General features: G+C 40.6%; 20 protein-coding genes and 1 pseudogene. 3 read left to right on the forward strand and 18 right to left on the reverse strand.

From position 1 onward, the window contains the following. Nucleotides 1-16: 16 nt before the first annotated feature. The 16 genes and pseudogenes from dnaX to cdaA all read right to left on the reverse strand — a co-directional run bounded on the left by dnaX (nucleotide 17) and on the right by cdaA (nucleotide 11,939). Nucleotides 17-1,687 carry a DNA polymerase III subunit gamma/tau gene (dnaX, locus tag HMPREF9182_RS01460; RefSeq protein ID WP_009754928.1) on the reverse strand — a complete coding sequence of 557 codons (1,671 nt, stop codon included), beginning with the start codon at nucleotides 1,685-1,687 and terminating at the stop codon, nucleotides 17-19. Next, nucleotides 1,687-2,184, reverse strand: a complete 498-nt coding sequence (locus HMPREF9182_RS01465) for a GAF domain-containing protein (RefSeq protein WP_009443113.1) — start codon at nucleotides 2,182-2,184, stop codon at nucleotides 1,687-1,689. The genes dnaX and HMPREF9182_RS01465 overlap by 1 nt, the downstream gene beginning before the upstream one ends. 139 nt (nucleotides 2,185-2,323) lie before the next feature. After that, nucleotides 2,324-2,743: a hypothetical protein gene (locus tag HMPREF9182_RS10870; protein WP_009754548.1), complete on the reverse strand. Its 420-nt coding sequence runs from the start codon at nucleotides 2,741-2,743 to the stop codon at nucleotides 2,324-2,326. Nucleotides 2,744-2,817: 74 nt separating this feature from the next. Then, complete coding sequence (locus HMPREF9182_RS10875) at nucleotides 2,818-3,423, reverse strand: alpha/beta fold hydrolase (RefSeq protein ID WP_009754879.1); 606 nt, start codon at nucleotides 3,421-3,423, stop codon at nucleotides 2,818-2,820. A gap of 10 nt (nucleotides 3,424-3,433) precedes the next feature. Continuing rightward, the gene (locus HMPREF9182_RS01475) at nucleotides 3,434-3,844 is read right to left on the reverse strand and encodes a helix-turn-helix domain-containing protein (protein ID WP_009443912.1); all 411 of its coding nucleotides are present in this window, start codon (nucleotides 3,842-3,844) and stop codon (nucleotides 3,434-3,436) included. A gap of 186 nt (nucleotides 3,845-4,030) precedes the next feature. Next, a pseudogene (locus HMPREF9182_RS10730) lies at nucleotides 4,031-4,147 on the reverse strand (GAF domain-containing protein); the annotation flags it as partial. A 29-nt stretch (nucleotides 4,148-4,176) separates the two neighbouring features. After that, a complete protein-coding gene (locus HMPREF9182_RS01485) occupies nucleotides 4,177-5,010 on the reverse strand; it encodes an alpha/beta fold hydrolase (protein WP_037602509.1) in 834 nt (277 codons plus the stop codon). An 18-nt stretch (nucleotides 5,011-5,028) separates the two neighbouring features. After that, on the reverse strand, nucleotides 5,029-5,652 hold the full coding sequence (locus tag HMPREF9182_RS01490; protein WP_009754686.1) for a Type 1 glutamine amidotransferase-like domain-containing protein: 624 nt from the start codon (nucleotides 5,650-5,652) through the stop codon (nucleotides 5,029-5,031). Nucleotides 5,653-5,664: 12 nt separating this feature from the next. Further along, the gene (locus HMPREF9182_RS01495) at nucleotides 5,665-6,279 is read right to left on the reverse strand and encodes a class I SAM-dependent methyltransferase (protein ID WP_009754368.1); all 615 of its coding nucleotides are present in this window, start codon (nucleotides 6,277-6,279) and stop codon (nucleotides 5,665-5,667) included. Further along, nucleotides 6,276-6,857, reverse strand: coding sequence for a GrpB family protein (locus HMPREF9182_RS01500; protein ID WP_009444001.1), 582 nt, complete (start codon nucleotides 6,855-6,857; stop codon nucleotides 6,276-6,278). The genes HMPREF9182_RS01495 and HMPREF9182_RS01500 overlap by 4 nt, the downstream gene beginning before the upstream one ends. Before the next feature lie 277 nt (nucleotides 6,858-7,134). Next, nucleotides 7,135-7,290 carry a hypothetical protein gene (locus tag HMPREF9182_RS10260; RefSeq protein ID WP_009754610.1) on the reverse strand — a complete coding sequence of 52 codons (156 nt, stop codon included), beginning with the start codon at nucleotides 7,288-7,290 and terminating at the stop codon, nucleotides 7,135-7,137. An 11-nt stretch (nucleotides 7,291-7,301) separates the two neighbouring features. Then, nucleotides 7,302-8,612 carry a GTPase ObgE gene (gene obgE, locus HMPREF9182_RS01510; protein WP_009443392.1) on the reverse strand — a complete coding sequence of 437 codons (1,311 nt, stop codon included), beginning with the start codon at nucleotides 8,610-8,612 and terminating at the stop codon, nucleotides 7,302-7,304. A gap of 75 nt (nucleotides 8,613-8,687) precedes the next feature. Beyond that, on the reverse strand, nucleotides 8,688-8,819 hold the full coding sequence (locus HMPREF9182_RS09790) for a DUF4044 domain-containing protein (RefSeq protein ID WP_009754656.1): 132 nt from the start codon (nucleotides 8,817-8,819) through the stop codon (nucleotides 8,688-8,690). A gap of 137 nt (nucleotides 8,820-8,956) precedes the next feature. Then, a complete protein-coding gene (glmM, locus tag HMPREF9182_RS01515; protein WP_009754746.1) occupies nucleotides 8,957-10,309 on the reverse strand; it encodes a phosphoglucosamine mutase in 1,353 nt (450 codons plus the stop codon). A 36-nt stretch (nucleotides 10,310-10,345) separates the two neighbouring features. Continuing rightward, a complete protein-coding gene (locus HMPREF9182_RS01520) occupies nucleotides 10,346-11,095 on the reverse strand; it encodes a CdaR family protein (protein ID WP_009443781.1) in 750 nt (249 codons plus the stop codon). Beyond that, nucleotides 11,082-11,939: a diadenylate cyclase CdaA gene (gene cdaA / locus HMPREF9182_RS01525; RefSeq protein ID WP_009755056.1), complete on the reverse strand. Its 858-nt coding sequence runs from the start codon at nucleotides 11,937-11,939 to the stop codon at nucleotides 11,082-11,084. Before cdaA ends, HMPREF9182_RS01520 begins: the two co-directional genes overlap by 14 nt. 100 nt (nucleotides 11,940-12,039) lie before the next feature. Here cdaA and murT point away from each other — a divergent pair, with 100 nt between their 5' ends. The 3 genes from murT to HMPREF9182_RS01540 are packed head-to-tail and all read left to right on the forward strand — an operon-like array spanning nucleotide 12,040 to nucleotide 14,456. Then, nucleotides 12,040-13,383 (forward strand): lipid II isoglutaminyl synthase subunit MurT, encoded by a 1,344-nt coding sequence (murT, locus tag HMPREF9182_RS01530; protein ID WP_009443799.1) that lies wholly within the window; start codon nucleotides 12,040-12,042, stop codon nucleotides 13,381-13,383. After that, nucleotides 13,383-14,168 carry a lipid II isoglutaminyl synthase subunit GatD gene (gene gatD / locus HMPREF9182_RS01535; protein WP_009755096.1) on the forward strand — a complete coding sequence of 262 codons (786 nt, stop codon included), beginning with the start codon at nucleotides 13,383-13,385 and terminating at the stop codon, nucleotides 14,166-14,168. Before murT ends, gatD begins: the two co-directional genes overlap by 1 nt. Before the next feature lie 30 nt (nucleotides 14,169-14,198). After that, a complete protein-coding gene (locus tag HMPREF9182_RS01540) occupies nucleotides 14,199-14,456 on the forward strand; it encodes a lipopolysaccharide assembly protein LapA domain-containing protein (protein WP_009754722.1) in 258 nt (85 codons plus the stop codon). A gap of 14 nt (nucleotides 14,457-14,470) precedes the next feature. Here the strand turns inward: HMPREF9182_RS01540 and HMPREF9182_RS01545 are convergent, their stop codons facing one another. Then, nucleotides 14,471-15,652 (reverse strand): MFS transporter, encoded by a 1,182-nt coding sequence (locus HMPREF9182_RS01545; RefSeq protein WP_009443662.1) that lies wholly within the window; start codon nucleotides 15,650-15,652, stop codon nucleotides 14,471-14,473. A 78-nt stretch (nucleotides 15,653-15,730) separates the two neighbouring features. Beyond that, entirely contained in the window at nucleotides 15,731-16,594 is an 864-nt protein-coding gene (locus tag HMPREF9182_RS01550; protein WP_009754749.1) for an Rgg family transcriptional regulator, read from the reverse strand. Nucleotide 16,595: the final 1 nt, after the last annotated feature.

Genomic DNA, 16,595 nt, shown 5'->3' on the forward strand with positions numbered 1-16,595 from the left:
TTTAAAAAATCCTTTTTTAATCTTCTTGGACGATGATTTTTTCTGCTAAAAAGTCAAATCCCTCTGGTATCAAGCTTTCTTCTTCCTTTTCTTCAACCACGGCCTTATCATGACGATTGCGAGCCGAAAACTCTGCCCGAATCTTGGTCCATTCTTCTAAGGAAATGGCTAAAATTTCTGGCGAAAATCCTGCTGCATTGCTGAGGATATTGCCAAACATGGTATTGAGATTGTCCCGCTTCATGGTCTGTTCTGCATTAAAGTTGGATTCAAAAGCCAAAATAGCATGATTTTCATTAGCTGCTACTGGCTGTGAACCTGCTAACAAAGCCCTATCTGCTCCAGCAAGACTTTCGATAATCTCGCCCCAAGCATTTTGCAATTTGGTTAAATTACTACGTGCTAAACCTGGATTCTCAACGGCCTCTTCTAAAATAGCATTAACTTTATGACGATCAACCCGATAACCTTTTGACTTTTGTGGACGAATATCTGAAGTTTTGACAGCTGCCACTGGTTTCACACTGCCATTGGCCACTTGCTGCTTGAGATTATCAATCTCTTGTCTCAGACCCTTGAGCTCATCGGCTAGATTATCTGGAATGGCTGTCGAAGCTGGAAGGCTCTTAGTCTCTGCCAGTCGGATGGTCATCATTTCAGTATAAATCTTAGGCTGCAGGCTGTTCTTGATGTCAGCCAAACTCTTAGTCGCCATATCAATCATGGCAAAGAGAGTGTCCTGCGGTGTCTTGAGATTTTCCAGAAAGAGCTCGCTAGCATGATGATTCTCCCCGCCAGTTTTGACAATGATTAGATCACGCAGATATTGCAGGAGGTCGGTCACAAAACGGGCCATATTTTTGCCACTGTCAAAAATCAGATTGAGATTGTCTAAGGCTGTGACTGCGTCATGCGCAATCAAGGCTGCTACATAAATATCCAAAGCTCCCAGACTGATAGAGCCTGTGATCTCTTCAGCAATCTCTGTAGTCAGGCGATTTTCTTGGGTCAAGCTAAGAGCCTGATCGAGGATAGACAAGGCATCTCGCATACCGCCCTCAGCTCGACGGGCAATAATCTGCACACCTTCCTGCTCAAAATCAATGCCTTCCTGCTCCAAAATCCACTCAATATGGCCAATAATGTCCTGAGTCTTGATAGATTTAAACTCAAAACGCTGGACGCGGGAAAGAATGGTCGCTGGGATCTTATGCAGCTCTGTCGTTGCTAAGATAAAGACAACATTTTCCGTCGGCTCTTCCAAGGTCTTGAGCAAGGCGTTAAAGGCTCCAGTCGAGAGCATATGCACCTCGTCAATGATATAGACCTTGTGCTTAGCCAGACTAGTAGCATAGGTAGACTTGTCCCGAATATCACGTATCTCATCTACGCCATTATTAGAAGCCGCATCAATTTCGATGACATCTTCAAGACTCCCCTCAGTTATGGCCTGACAGATATAGCAGTCATTGCAGGGCTCGCCGTCCTTTTGATTCGGACAGTTCATAGCCTTGGCAAAAATCTTAGCTACACTGGTTTTTCCTGTTCCACGTGGGCCAGAAAAGAGATAGGCATGGCTAATTTTCCCTTGCTCCACAGCCTGTCGCAGAGTGGTTGCCACTACCTGCTGACCCACCAGCTGACCAAAGGTCTGGCTACGGTACTTTCGATATAAAGCTTGATACATTAGGCTTTTTCTCCAAACATTTCAAAATTCCAAGTCGTTTTTTCAAGCAAAATCTGGACGAACCTTTCCAGATATTCCTGATCCACATGATCATAATCACCCGTCAAGACTGAGTCCAAATCCAGCACTCCAAGCAGTCGACCGTCCTTTACCATGGGCACCACAATCTCGCTTTTCGCTCTACTATCACAAGAGATATAGTTGGCATGCTGGGTCACATCATCCACGATAATCGTCTGCTCTTTCTCAGCAGACTCCCCACAGACACCCTTGCCTAGCGCAATATGTACACAGGAAACACCACCCTGAAAAGGCCCCAAAATTAGTTCATTCCCATCAAAAAGATAGAAACCAGTAAAAATCGAATGAGGCAGGGCTTGATTAAGAAGAGCGCTAGCATTCGACAGATTGGCCAAAGCATTGGTCTCACCTTCTAGCAAGGATTCCAGCTGTGCTAATAAAAGTTGATAATTTGAATTTTTATCTTTTGTGTTCATAGAGTCTATTATATCAAAAAAACAGCCTGATGGCTGTTTTTGAAATAAAAATAAGAAGCACAACTAAAATAGACTTTAAACTTTTCGTCAAGTGAAAATCCCAATAGATCAAGTAAAAACATCTCTCACCTTTAAGATTCTATTTACACCTTTTTTGTAAATCATCAATCGCCCGAATAAAAATCTCAGGTTTTTCAGCATGAATATCATGCCCACTCTTGATATTATCTATTAGATGATTGTTCAACAAAAGTTTGTCTACTCGCTTAGCATCTTTGTCATCCATAGCACTCAAGAGAATCCCATTTTTATCATAGTAATTTTTCTGATTCAAAGGCCGAGCCACATGAAGCAATATAGATGGACATTGAACTTTTTTCAAGATTTCTTCCTGTTCAAATCCCTTGAACCAAGAAAAATCATAAAATGTTGAGCCAAAACGAAGATCGTAATCTCCTGTTCCATCCTGTAAATTAGCTGTTAAGTCATAGATGAGATTCACTTGTAATTCTGGCGGATAGTACCAAATTCTAGGAATCTTTCCTGGATGATTTTTCATATAGTTCAGAGCTGGTTTTTTGACAATTTTATTAAAATTTTGCTCACCAAAAAGTTTTTTTAAATAAGTATGTTCTAAAAAATAGGCAGTATAATTTTTTTACCGCTTTTTAAGAAATCATACATATCTTTAAATCCTAACCAAGAAAAAGTAGAAAGTGCTCGACTAGGCTCTGTTGAAAAGAACGGTGCATCTTCTATCAATAGTCCTCTAACAGTATCAGGAGCTAGTGCAGCTACCATTGTTGCCAGAAGCCCACCTGATGAATGTCCTGAAATGAACACAGGAGCTTTTATAATATTATGAATAAACCAAATGAAATCCTGACTATTTTCTAGTGCTGAATATTTAGCAGGATTTTTACTAGACCCACCATGTCCATAACAATCTACTGCATATACATGATATCGCTTAGACAATTCTCCAAAAACCTTGGCGTAGTCCTCCCAAGATACTTGCTGGCCATGGATCAGGAGTAAAGGAGGACCATTTTTTGGACCTTCACCATAATTTATAAGAGATCCATCTGGTAAAGTCACTTGCTTTTCTATCATCCCAGCTTGTCGGATATATTCAAGATTAGCCTTATCATAGTGAAGATTACGATAAGCAAACCACCCTGCACTTACCAATATAACAGCTATCAATATCAAAATAACTAACATCATTTTCCTTTTCATTCATTACCTCCTACTTTTCTGAAAAATACTTAGGAGCTTCTAGAAAAAAATTCGGATCTAATAACGCCAATCCTTGATTTTCATCTCCTAGCAAAAGAAGCTGATCTCCCGCTTTTATTTGAAAAATATTTCGTGCCTGGGGGGGTAAGTGGATTTCACCACGCTCACCCACCGTTACTGTTCCAAAAATATATTTCCCTTTGATACTAGGAGTTGTCAATAAATTGCTTTCTAAATGTACTAATTCATCCAAACTCACATCAAAAAAATCAGCTAATTGAGAGGAATAAATCACATCTGGAACGCTTTCTCCTGCTTCCCATTTTGCTATAGTCTGTCTTGATACACCTATTTCCTCGGCCAGTTTTTCCTGAGAAATATTCTCTCTTTTTCTTAAAATAGCAATATTTTTAGAAATCATTTTTTAATCTCCTTTTTATGATTACACTGTTAGTATAGCAAAAAAGCTGGTTGCTTCAACCAAGCTTTTCTTACTTTTTATAGATCTTTTGTTAAAATTCGTGGCAAAAATATTTTATTACTCCTCCAAAACCTTCACTTCTTCACCCTCCACAAGCATAGCTTGACGATTATTGAGGGGAAGCAGATTCAGCTGGTCGCTAGCGTTGGAAAGATTAGCTAAAGCGCTAGTCTCACCCCACAACAAAGTTTCCAGCTGTGCTAATAAAAGTTGATAATTTGAAATTTTTTCTTTTGTGTTCATAGAGTCTATTATATCAAAAAGCCGGTCTTTCAACCAAGCTTTTCTTTAATTTTGTTATTCAAAAATTCATTAATCAGTCTATTTACAATATCGGGTTGGTCGGTATTAGAATTGTGCCCCGCTTTATCAATCCATTGAACAGACTTCCCAGTATTTCTTTCATAGGCCTTCAAATATCGTATACAAGATCCTGCACGATCTTCTTTTCCACATATAACCAATTGTGGACATTTTACTTCATAGGAAAGTTTCTTCTCCACTGCTTCTGAAAATATCTTATATCCGTATCCCGCAAGACGAGCATACCTTTCTTGATCGCCATCATAAATCATCATCATATCATACATCAGTTTTCTTCCATAGTCTGTTGTTGATACGCTTTTAGGGCCTGATTTCAAAAGAAATTTCCATGGATAGATTCTATAAATTGCCTCCATATTTTTTAAGAGCCACAATTCCATAGCTGTATAATACTTCCTTTGAAGGGATGGTGAATCAATCGTAACAAGACCTTTTAATTTCTCAGGAAAAAGTTGAGCATAAACCTGTCCTACATATCCTCCCATTGACTGACCAATTACTATTGGATCTTCTATTCTCTCTTCGATAAATATTTCATCCAGCCAAGTTGCTAAATCAAATAAAGTAAAATCGAGACGAAATGGATAAGATGAAGCGTGTCCAGGTGCGTCCCAAACCAAGACTCTATATGTATCTTTAAAATATTCTATTTGTTTGTCAAATAATCTATGGTCAGCTGTAAGTCCAGGTAAAAAGATAAGAGCACTTTTCGCTGATGCATACATATCATTTGTCCAATAGTGAATGACTCCACTTGATGTTTCGTATGTCTTTTCAATCAAAATACTACACCCGCATTCTTATTTATTTTCCACCAAAACCTTCACTTCTTCACCCTCCACAAGCATAGCTTGACGATTATTGAGGGGAAGTAGATTTAGCTGGTCGCTGTATGTATCCAGAGTGGCCTGAGCGCTTGCGACAAAGGGTTCTTCGCCTAGATGAGGAATAACATAAAAATCAACCTCGTTTAGTGCCTCTGTATCATTCAGTTCCTTAGCAACCGCCTTATCGTCCATAATCTTGTTATAGTCAATGTCTTTGGCTGTGATGATAGCACCAGCGGATTCGCCCACATAAATCATACCGTCTGCAATCTGCTCTTTTATCAAAGACAAAAGTTGCTTTTTCTTTAGTTCTTGCAGAAGGTAAAAGGTATTACCGCCAGAAATATAGAGGAGCTTGCTTTGGAAAATTTTGGCTTGAGCTGTTTCTCTATCACAAGCTGAAATATCCAAGATCTCTACTTGAAATCCCAAGTCTTCAAAGGCTAGCAGTGCTTCGTCGATATAACCCCTGTACTCTTCTATATTTCCAGCCGTCGGGATAAACAATACTTGTTTGCCCAATTGTTTTTCAGACGCATATTGTCTGAACAAGTCCTTGACTCCCGCAAAATAAGAGCATAGAAATAATTGTTTCATAGGATACCTCCCTTAGTTTTTCCCTATTTTATAAAGAATCCATTGACCATTTCTTTGGCTATCGATGAGATGCAAGTTCAAGTTAGACAAATACTGTTCCAGATTTTCTTGCTTTCTAAAGTCTGGTAGGTAGTAAGTTAATTTGCTCCATTCACATGCCAGTAAGATGATTCCATCAGACTTAAGAATCCGCTTAAGTTCTAGAAACGCTTGAGTCAAATCTGACCAATGAAAATGAGTCTGAAAGGCTGTAATCAAATCAAATTCGCCAACAGGGAGATCCGTATTCTCAACATTCTTCACCTCAAAAGATAGGCCAGACTCAGCCAATTGTGCAGCTGCTCTGATGGCTGTAGTGGAAATATCAATCCCCAACACTTGGCTATTAGGAAAGTGCTTTTTCAAATATTTTGAGGATGCTCCATTTCCAACTCCAACATCCAAAATAGCTTTAAATCGCTTCTTATGATCCAACTGACTGACCGACCAGACAACCATAGGTAAATAAGCACGATTCCAAATTTTCATCATCCATAGTCCAATAAAGCCCGATGGTTTCTTTGACTGGTACATTAAGTATGGAAAAATTAGAATAATCAGAAGGGCTATTATCACAAGATAAATCATAGGACTTCCCTCTTATACCTTCTGCCATAAAGCTTTTTAGCTTCCTTGGTATATTTCTTGATAAACTCCGTCTTGGAGTTTGTATAGGCATCACGATTGTGTTCGTACTGTTTCCACAAGGACAACTTGAGCTCCTCATATTCTTTGGCTACAGCAGAGTGCTCCTGTAAATAGTCTCTAAAGTAAAGCTCATCATGATCGCCTTCATAGCGCAGATGCAGATGGAAAACACGCTCTGCAAAACCACTCGATGTATAGCCTTTATTAAATGACATTCGCCCTTGACTTTCTGACATGAGGAGATAGCCATTCTGTAGCAATAAGTCCCGTATAATAGCCATATCTGTTTCTATTGGAATTTCCAGCATGATGTCCACTATAGGCTTGGCCCAGATGGTCTCTACTGATGTTGAGCCAATGTGACTAAGACGGACGATCTGATGTTCTGGTAGAAAACTCAAGAGACACAGTCGCTCCTCCTCATACCAGTCTTTCCACTCAACCTGATGTTCTCTCAGAAAAATTGGAAAAAGCTGCCACAACTCTTCCAAAGACATATCCTCTAATTCTTTAGTCATTATCCACTCTCCTTTAGAATCAAATGTTCCTTAAGCATATTATATCATTATCGGAAACAAAAGAAGCACACTAACAGTTGACTATAAATAAAAACGAGGCTGGGACAAAAGTCCTAACCTCTCAATTGTCTTTGGATTATCGAGCAAGACGCAGTGGTTGAGTGGGCTCTACTACGCTGATTCCATCAGCTTTTACAACCCTACTCAACTGTGCGGAGGTGGGACGACGAAATCGAATTCTAACGAATTACCGATTTCTGTCCCACTCTCGCTTATTTTAGTCTTCTTTTTTAGCCTTTTCTCTTTCCAATCGTAATTTACGATTTGGATTAAGGCGAGTGAAGAGCTCTTCTAGCTTTTCTGCATTCCAGACGTCAGCTGCAGAGACAAAGTTTCCATTTTCATCACGGAAGGATATTGGTTTATCACCCATTGCAGGCCTCCTTAGTCAACAAATTCAAACTCAAACTTGCCGATGCGAACCAGGTCACCATCCTTGGCTCCGCGAGCACGAAGGGATTCATCAACGCCCATCCCTCGAAGCTGACGGGCAAATTTCATGACTGCCTCATCACGGTCAAAGTTGGTCATATTAAAGAGTTTCTCAAGCTTGTCACCTGACAGCACCCAAGTCGCATCATCATCACGAGAGATTTCAAAGGCTGGCGCTTCCTCGTCAAAGCCATAGTAAGCTTCCTCTTCCATTTCAGACTCATCATAGAGAAGAAATTCAGGTGTCTTATCCAGTAATGCTGCGGTCGCATCTAAGAGTGTACCAAGTCCCTGCTTGGTCAGGCTAGAAATTGGGAAGATTTGCGGTAAATCTGCAAATTCGTCATAATTGGCTGCTAATTTCTCTTTAAATACCTTAAGATTTTCAGTACTATCAGGCATATCCATCTTGTTGGCAACAATAATCTGAGGGCGCTCCATAAGTCGAAGGTTGTAGGATTCCAACTCTTTATTGATAGCTAGATAGTCCTCATAAGGATCACGCCCTTCACTAGCTGACATATCAATGACATGCAGGATAACCCGTGTCCGCTCTATATGACGGAGAAACTGAGTGCCCAGTCCGACCCCTTGACTAGCCCCCTCAATCAGCCCCGGTAGATCTGCTACTGCAAATGACTCGCCAGACTGGGTGCGAACCATGCCAAGATTAGGCACGATAGTCGTGAAATGATAGGCACCAATCTTAGGCTTAGCCGCTGTAATCACGCTAAGTAGAGTGGATTTTCCGACAGATGGAAAACCAACTAATCCAACGTCTGCTAGGACCTTGAGCTCAAGCAAAAGCTCCCGTTCTTGTCCTGGTTCTCCATTTTCAGAAATCTCAGGTGCAGGATTTTTAGGCGTTGCGAAACGGATATTTCCACGACCACCTCGACCACCATGGGCTACGATAAATTCTTGGCCATTTTCTACCAAGTCCGTCAACACCTTGCCAGTCTCAGCATCTCGCACTGTCGTCCCCTGAGGTACACGAACGACCAAATCTTCAGCACCTCGACCATGCATGCCCTTAGTCATGCCCTTTTCACCAGACTGGGCCTTAAAATGGCGATTATAGCGAAAATCCATCAGGGTACGCAGGCCCTCGTCTACAACAAAAACCACATTGCCTCCACGGCCGCCATCGCCACCCCAAGGACCGCCATTGGGAACGTATTTCTCACGGCGAAAGGCAACCATACCATCACCACCATTACCAGCCTTAACCTGAATCTTGGCTGTATCTAAAAACATACTCATTCTTTCTCTACCTTCTCTTAACTTTTACTTTCATATTCCTAAAAAAAACGCTGAAAGAGCGTTTTGGATTTAAAATTATCTCATTAGAGCACTAATAGCAGTAGCAAAGATAGCGCCAACAGTTACCAGTAGCATGATTACGATAATAACCATTGTTAATTTTTCAAATCCAGTTTTTTTACGTTTTCCTTCATCTCCAAAAGCCAAAATTCTTACCTCTTTTACAAAATTATTATGATTTATTCTATCAAAAAATTCTTAAAATTTCAATTATCGGGATGATTTTATCGTACACAAGTCCGAATAAAAAAAGATTGAAAAAATTTCAATCTTTCTTTCCTTTTTTATTCAATCCCAATTTCAGATCGTACTACATCCGCAATCGTATCAACATAGTAATCAACCTCTTCGTCAGTCGGAGCCTCAGCCATGACACGTAAGAGAGGCTCTGTTCCACTCGGACGCACTAAAATCCGGCCATTACCAGCCATTTCGGCTTCCATTTTCTCAATCACTGTCTTGATAGCGGGAACTTCCATCGCCTTATCCTTCATGCTGTTTTCCACACGAATATTGACCAATTTCTGAGGATAAATAGTCACTTCAGCAGCTAATTCAGATAGTTTCTTACCTGTTTCCTGCATGACCTTGGTTAATTGTACAGCTGAAAGCTGACCGTCACCTGTCGTATTGTAATCCATGATAATGACATGACCAGACTGCTCACCGCCTAGATTATAGCCATTTTTACGCATTTCCTCTACTACATAGCGGTCACCAACTGCTGTCACTGCCTTATCGATGCCTGCTTGCTCCAAAGCCTTATGAAAACCGAGATTAGACATGACAGTAGTCACGATGGTATTTTGAGCAAGTTCACCTTTCTCGGATAGGTATTTCCCGATGATATACATGATCTTATCACCATCTACTAGATCGCCATTTTCATCCACAGCAATCAAGCGATCACTATCTCCATCAAAGGCTAGACCAATATCGGCACCAGATTCACGCACGACTTCTTGTAGGGCTTCTGGATGGGTAGAACCGACATTGAGATTAATATTGAGACCATCAGGATTTTCTCCGATAACGGTCAACTGAGCACCTAGATCTGCAAAAATATGACGTGCACTTGTCGAAGCCGCACCGTTTGCAGTATCTAAGGCCACATGCATTCCTTCTAGTTCCAAACCAGTTGAAACCAAGTATTGTTGGTACTTACGCAATCCTTCTGGATAATCCACCAAATCACCCAATCCTTCTGCGCTTGGACGTGGCAGAGTATCTTCTGCTGCGTCCAGTAAAGCTTCGATTTCTAGCTCACGATTGTCATCCAGCTTATAACCATCACTACCAAAGAATTTGATGCCGTTATCCTGAGCTGGATTGTGGCTGGCAGAAATCATGACTCCGGCGCTCGCTTTTTCAGACTTGACCAAATAAGCCACACCTGGAGTTGCAATCACACCTAATCTATAGACATGAATCCCAACAGACAAAAGTCCTGCAACCAAAGCACTTTCTAGCATTTCACCTGAAATCCGTGTGTCTCGACCAACAAAGACCCGAGGTACGTCACTTTCATGCTGACTTAGAACATAACCACCAAAGCGTCCTAATTTAAAAGCCAATTCTGGAGTTAATTCTTTATTTGCTTCTCCGCGAACACCATCGGTTCCAAAATATTTTCCCATTGTTATAAAATTCCTTTCAGGTATAAACTATCTATACTAATGACTTGATGAATAGTTCGTTGAAGAAGAGCTTGTACTGCTTGATGACGAACTAGCTGTTTTTGTTGTTATTTTAACGGTTGTTTCATAGGGGCTAATGACACTTGGTATCACTGTCCCATTACTATCGACTGCTTTCAGCGTTGCTACAGCAGTATAGTGTCCACTGATCACGTCGCTTTCTGGCAACACAGCTTCGACATGATCAATCCTTTCCATATAGTCTTCATCACTAAAAACGGTCACCTTTGAATCACCAAAACTAATATTTGAAATTTGAATTCCTTGAGCTACTTGACTTTCTGTAATGGTTGTTTGAACGGAAACAGACTTGCTCACTCGTTTTCCAACTTTCACTGTAATTTTATCTGGATTAACAGTCGCTGTCAGACCACTCGGAAGATTGTTAATACTGAGTTTGACCTCGGATATACCGATTTTGACATTTGTCAGATCAGCCACTATCTTAAATTTACGGGTGCTTTCTTGCATCTCGCTAGCAAGAGTTACCCGATTTGATCCAGTAAGGCTGACAGAAACCTCTGATGAAAAACCACTAATAAAATACTCATCGCTATCATATTTGACATCAATCGGAACATTCGTAATTGTGTTTGTATACGTTTCTGATCTATTTTGGCGAACATTACTATTATTTTGATAATTTGTTGATGTCGCATAGACAAACAAAATCAAAGCAAAAAAGATAGAGGAGAGGATGTACCAAATCCGTTTATAATTTTTCATCTTTACGTCCTCCTAATATCCGCTGTTTCCATCCTTTTTTAGAAATCGTTTCAGGAGCTAGTACCTTGTAAAGCTCAGCTTCAAACTCTTTTAAAGATAAATCATGCTTAAAGACACCATTGTGAGTGATGGAAATACCGCCCGTTTCTTCTGATACAATGAAAGTTAAAGCATCTGACACTTCTGATAACCCAATCGCTGCCCGGTGCCGTGTCCCAAACTCTTTTGAAATACCTGCTTTTTCAGTAAGAGGCAGATAAGCACAAGAAACGGCAATCTTATTGTCTCGGACAATCACAGCTCCGTCATGCAAAGGTGTATTGGGAATAAAAATATTAATCAGCAATTCACCGGATACATCCGCATCTAGAGGAATACCAGTTGCAATGTATTCCTGCAGAGTTCTGCTACCTTGAATAGCAACCAAAGCTCCGATTTTCCGAGGGCTCATATATTCTACAGCTTTGACAAAGGCTTGAATAAGCTTTTCTTCCGAGCTCACCGGAGTTGCAGCGAATAAATCTGTCGCTCTTCCTAATCGCTCTAAACCCGTACGAATTTCTGGAGAAAAAATGACTACAGCTGCGATGACCCCATAGGTAATCACCTGGTTGATCAACCAAGAAATGGTCGTCAGACCTAGTGCATTCGCAATAATTTGTCCCAAAACAAAGAGTAAAACTCCACGTAGGAGAATCATAATCTTTGTCCCGGCAACAGCCTTAGTAAAAAAATACAAAATCCAAGCTACTAAAGCTATATCAATAAGATTAATCACAATACTCCATGGGCTACCAAATAAGCTGGACCAGTATTGGAGATTGGATAGTTGCTGAAAATTCATAATCTGTCCACCCTCTCAAAGAAACGTTCTTTTCTATTATATCACTTTTAGTAGTTTTTTTCTGTAACCTTCTTTACTTTTTTATGATAAAATATGACTTATGAAGATAAATACAGCATTGGGCCTCTTAGCAGGTAAGTCCTCCCACTTTCTTCTTAGCAAGATGGGACGTGGCTCTACTTTGCCAGGAAAACTAGCCCTGACATTTGATAAAAATATTTTACAAAATTTAGCCAAAAACTATGAAGTGGTGGTCATCACTGGAACCAATGGTAAAACCCTAACGACTGCTCTGACAGTGGGTATTCTCAAGGAAGCTTTTGGAGAAGTGGTGACCAATCCTAGTGGCGCCAATATGATTACAGGAATCACCACAACCTTCCTAACCGCTAAGAAAGGCAAATCTGGCAAGAATATCGCTGTCCTAGAAATAGATGAAGCCAGCCTATCTCGGATTTGTGATTATATCAAACCTAGCCTTTTCGTCTTTACCAATATTTTCCGTGACCAAATGGACCGCTATGGTGAGATCTACACGACCTACCAGATGATTTTGGATGCTGCTGCAAAAGTGCCTGAAGCGACTGTACTCATGAATGGCGACAGCCCACTTTTTAATTCGGTTAATTTGAAAAATCCTGTTCGCTACTATGGATTTGATACTGAAAAAAGCCAGGCTCAGCTAGCTCACTATAATACCGAGGGCATCCTCTGTCCCAAGTGCGAGCATATCCTCAAGTATGAGCTCAACACCTATGCCAATCTTGGTGCATATATCTGTGAAGACTGTGGCTTCAAGCGTCCTAAACTAGACTACAGCTTGACTGCTCTCAATGCTCTTGAGCATAACCGCTCTGCCTTTACTATTGATGGTCAAGATTATCAGATCAATATCGGTGGGCTCTACAATATCTACAATGCCTTGGCTGCAGTGTCAGTGGCTCAGTTCTTTGAAGTAGATCCAATTACCATCAAGGCTGGTTTTGATAAGAGCAGAGCTGTATTTGGACGTCAAGAAACTTTCTCAATCGGCGATAAGGAATGTACCTTAGTTTTAATTAAAAATCCAGTTGGTGCGACCCAGGCTCTGGATATGATTGGACTTGCTCCTTTTGAATTTAGCTTGTCCGTTCTACTGAACGCCAACTATGCTGATGGTATTGACACTAGCTGGATTTGGGATGCTGACTTTGAAAAGATTTTAGAAATGGATATTCCTCATATAACTGCTGGTGGTGTCCGCCACTCTGAAATTGCTCGACGACTAAGAGTAACCGGTTATCCTGCTGATCAGATTAGCGAAGTCAAAGATTTGGAAGAAGTCTTTAAGACCATTGAACAGCAGAAAACCAAGCATGCCTATATCTTAGCGACTTATACTGCCATGCTAGAATTCCGTGAATTGCTGGCAGATCGACAAGTGATCAGAAAGGAGATGAACTAATGGTATATACATCCCTCACCTCCCCTAATAATCAGGATTACCGTTACGATATTAAAATCGCTCACCTCTATGGGGATCTCATGAATACTTATGGAGATAACGGCAATGTGCTCATGCTCAAGTATGTAGCAGAAAAACTTGGTGCTAAAGTTCACGTCGATATTGTCTCTCTAGAAGATGACTTTGACAAGAATAGCTACGACATCGTCTTCTTTGGCGGTGGGCAAGACTATGAACAAACCATCGTTGCTCGTGACTTACCAGCTAAAAAAGATGCCTTAGAAGAATTTATCAATGCAGACGGTGTCGTTCTTGCCATTTGTGGCGGATTTCAACTCTTGGGTCAATACTATATCGAAGCATCTGGCCGACGCATTGAAGGTTTGGGTATCATGGGCCACTATACTCTTAATCAGCATCATAATCGCTATATCGGAGACGTCAAAATCTATAACGAAGAATTTGATGAGACTTATTACGGTTTTGAAAATCATCAAGGACGCACCTTCCTCTCTGATGATGAAAAGCCATTAGGCCAGATTCTCTATGGAAATGGTAATAATAACGAGGATGGCTATGAAGGAGTACACTATAAGAATGCCTTTGGCTCCTATTTCCATGGGCCAATCCTGTCTCGTAATGTAAACTTAGCCTACCGCTTGGTAACCATTGCTCTGAAAAACAAATATGGCTCTGATATCAACCTAGCTAGTTATGAAGATATTCTAGCTCAAGAAGTCCCTGAAGAATACGTTGATATCAAAAGTAGAGCAGAGTTTGAATAAAAAATAAAGTTAATATACAAGAGAATCATTATGAAAATAAAACTACACTACATTCTACTTTTAATTGCCATTCTATTAGTGGCTGGTATTTCCTTGGCCAATATGCAGAGCGTCAATGTCAGCTTCATCTTATTTAGCTTCAAACTTCCCTTAATCATAGTGATTTTGGGCTCAGTGCTCCTTGGCTCTATCACGACCTTTCTCGTCAGCATGGTGAAAAATTTCTCACTGAAAAAAGAGCTTAAGAAAACAAAAAAAGTACTTGAAAACTCACATACAAAAAACTAGGTTGGAAATCCAATCTAGTTTTTTTGTATTCTTTTTTGATAGATATAGGACAGAAAAGCTAGTCCTATCACCCCTAGGCCAATCAGAAGAAAGGAAAGGGTGTGGACACTTGGTAGCATCGTCATCAGAAAAGTCGCAGGAGGCATGAAAAGAATTGCCAGCGTGTAGATCGTTGAGAAAACGCGACCTAGATACTGCTTGTCCACCTTGGTCTGAACCTGGCTGAAGAAATGAATGTTGAACACAGTCATAAAGAGCTCACAGATAAGATTACCAGAATAAGAAAAATATGGATGAACCGGTAGCAAGGCAGAGACGCCCATGACTGCGACTCCAACACCTGTCAATAACAGGGCTACAAGAAGATTTCCCATACTGGCCTTAACCTTGCTGGCTAGAACAGCTCCAACGATTGAGCCTACAGCTCCCAAACTCAGAATGCTTGCATAAGAGCCTGTCTTACCGTAGAGCTGATTGGTAAAAGGCAATAGATAATTAAAAGCCGCAAAGAAAAAATTGACTGCAGAAGCTACTAAAAGCAGAAAGAAAATCTCTTTTTGCTGACGGATATAAACTAAACCTTCCTTGATATCTCCCAGGATATTTCCAAGATTAATGGGAGACTTCTGCTTGCTTGGCTCATGATTAGGCAGAAAGTAAACCAAGGCAAAAGCCAGAAAGAAGCTAATAGTATCCAGCTGAAGGGTCACGCGCAAATTTGCATACTGCATCACAATAAAAGATAAAACTGGAGCTGAGACACTGATAACCTGCAAGGCCAATTCCAGATGAGAATTGTAGGTTACAATGTCTTCCTTGTCCACAATTTCGGTAATATAAGACTTATTAGCTGGCCGAGAAAAAGCAAAGGCTATAGCCTGAACCACATTAGCAAAAATCAGCGCTCCAATCATGAGCTGGTCATTTGAAATAAAAGAAATCAGCAGACAAAGAGCGGCACAAATCAAATCTGTTACCATCAGCACCTTACGTCTGGAAAAGCGGTCCGTAATAGCTCCCCCAAAAGGATTGAATAAGATGGAAGTAACTAGCTCTGATATCTGATAAATGCCCAAGACCGTCTGTCCCAGAGCTCCCAAAGAAGCAAGCCAGATGCTATTTCCATAGTCATAAAGCATATTCCCAATTTTATTAATAGCAGCCCGTGTAATCAGCTGTGCTGCCTGTCGATTCATAAAAATACCTCCTTTCATTTCTGAAACTATTGTATCAGGAATGGAGGGAGGTTCTTTATTTTTCCCATATTTGGGAAATTATGCTTTTACAAACTTATCGAAATGCTCTTGATAATAGGCGACTTGCTCAGGTAAATTCAGCACTTCAAAGATGTGCATGGCTTCCTGCATTTGCGTGATTCCCTGCTTCTTTTGTCCCTTCTGATAATCTGCAAAACCCTTGAGATAGAGGAATACATTGCGTTCATAGAGTTTGATGCCCTTGCCAATGATTTTCTCTACGTAAGCCTCAAAATAACTAGCCTTATCAAAAAAACGACTTTCCAAACAATGCTGGTAGCAATTGAGCGCTAAAATCAAGACTAGTCTCTTATGGCGACCGATTTCTTTATAGTAGTCCTCTCGCTCCATGACTTCCCTTCCCAGACGGTAGACGTAGTCCACATCATAGAAGCTATAGAGATTGCCAAAGAGGATCAGCTCGTACATGGTCCAGTCTTCCACTTGGAAGAGATAATCGGCCACCTTATCTAAATCTTCTTGCCTCATGTGAAATTGACTGTCTCGCTGACAAATCAAGCCCTGCATCAAAATCCAATTCAGTTCATAGTAAAGAGGCGCGCTACTAGCTTTAGCTTTTTCCAACTGCTCCGCTTGCAAGTCTTGAAATCCCTTGATGTCATTTGAGTAGTAAAGAGGGATAATCTTACCCATCATGGCCACGTGTTCATGCTGCTGAAAATTCCGAGCTTTGTCCATAAAATTTTCAAGGGTCACATGAATATTATCCAAGAGATCTAAAAATTTCGAGAGAGTCATATCCGACTCACCCAGCTCAAAACGAGACAGTTGAGAGGTCGAGCAAACCTGACCAGCCGCTTCCTTCAAAGAATAATGCCCATTTAAACGAAAATCACGAAAAACTTTGCCTAAATCTTCCATT

It is taken from the genome of Streptococcus sp. oral taxon 056 str. F0418, assembly GCF_000220065.1.
Taxonomy (GTDB): domain Bacteria; phylum Bacillota; class Bacilli; order Lactobacillales; family Streptococcaceae; genus Streptococcus.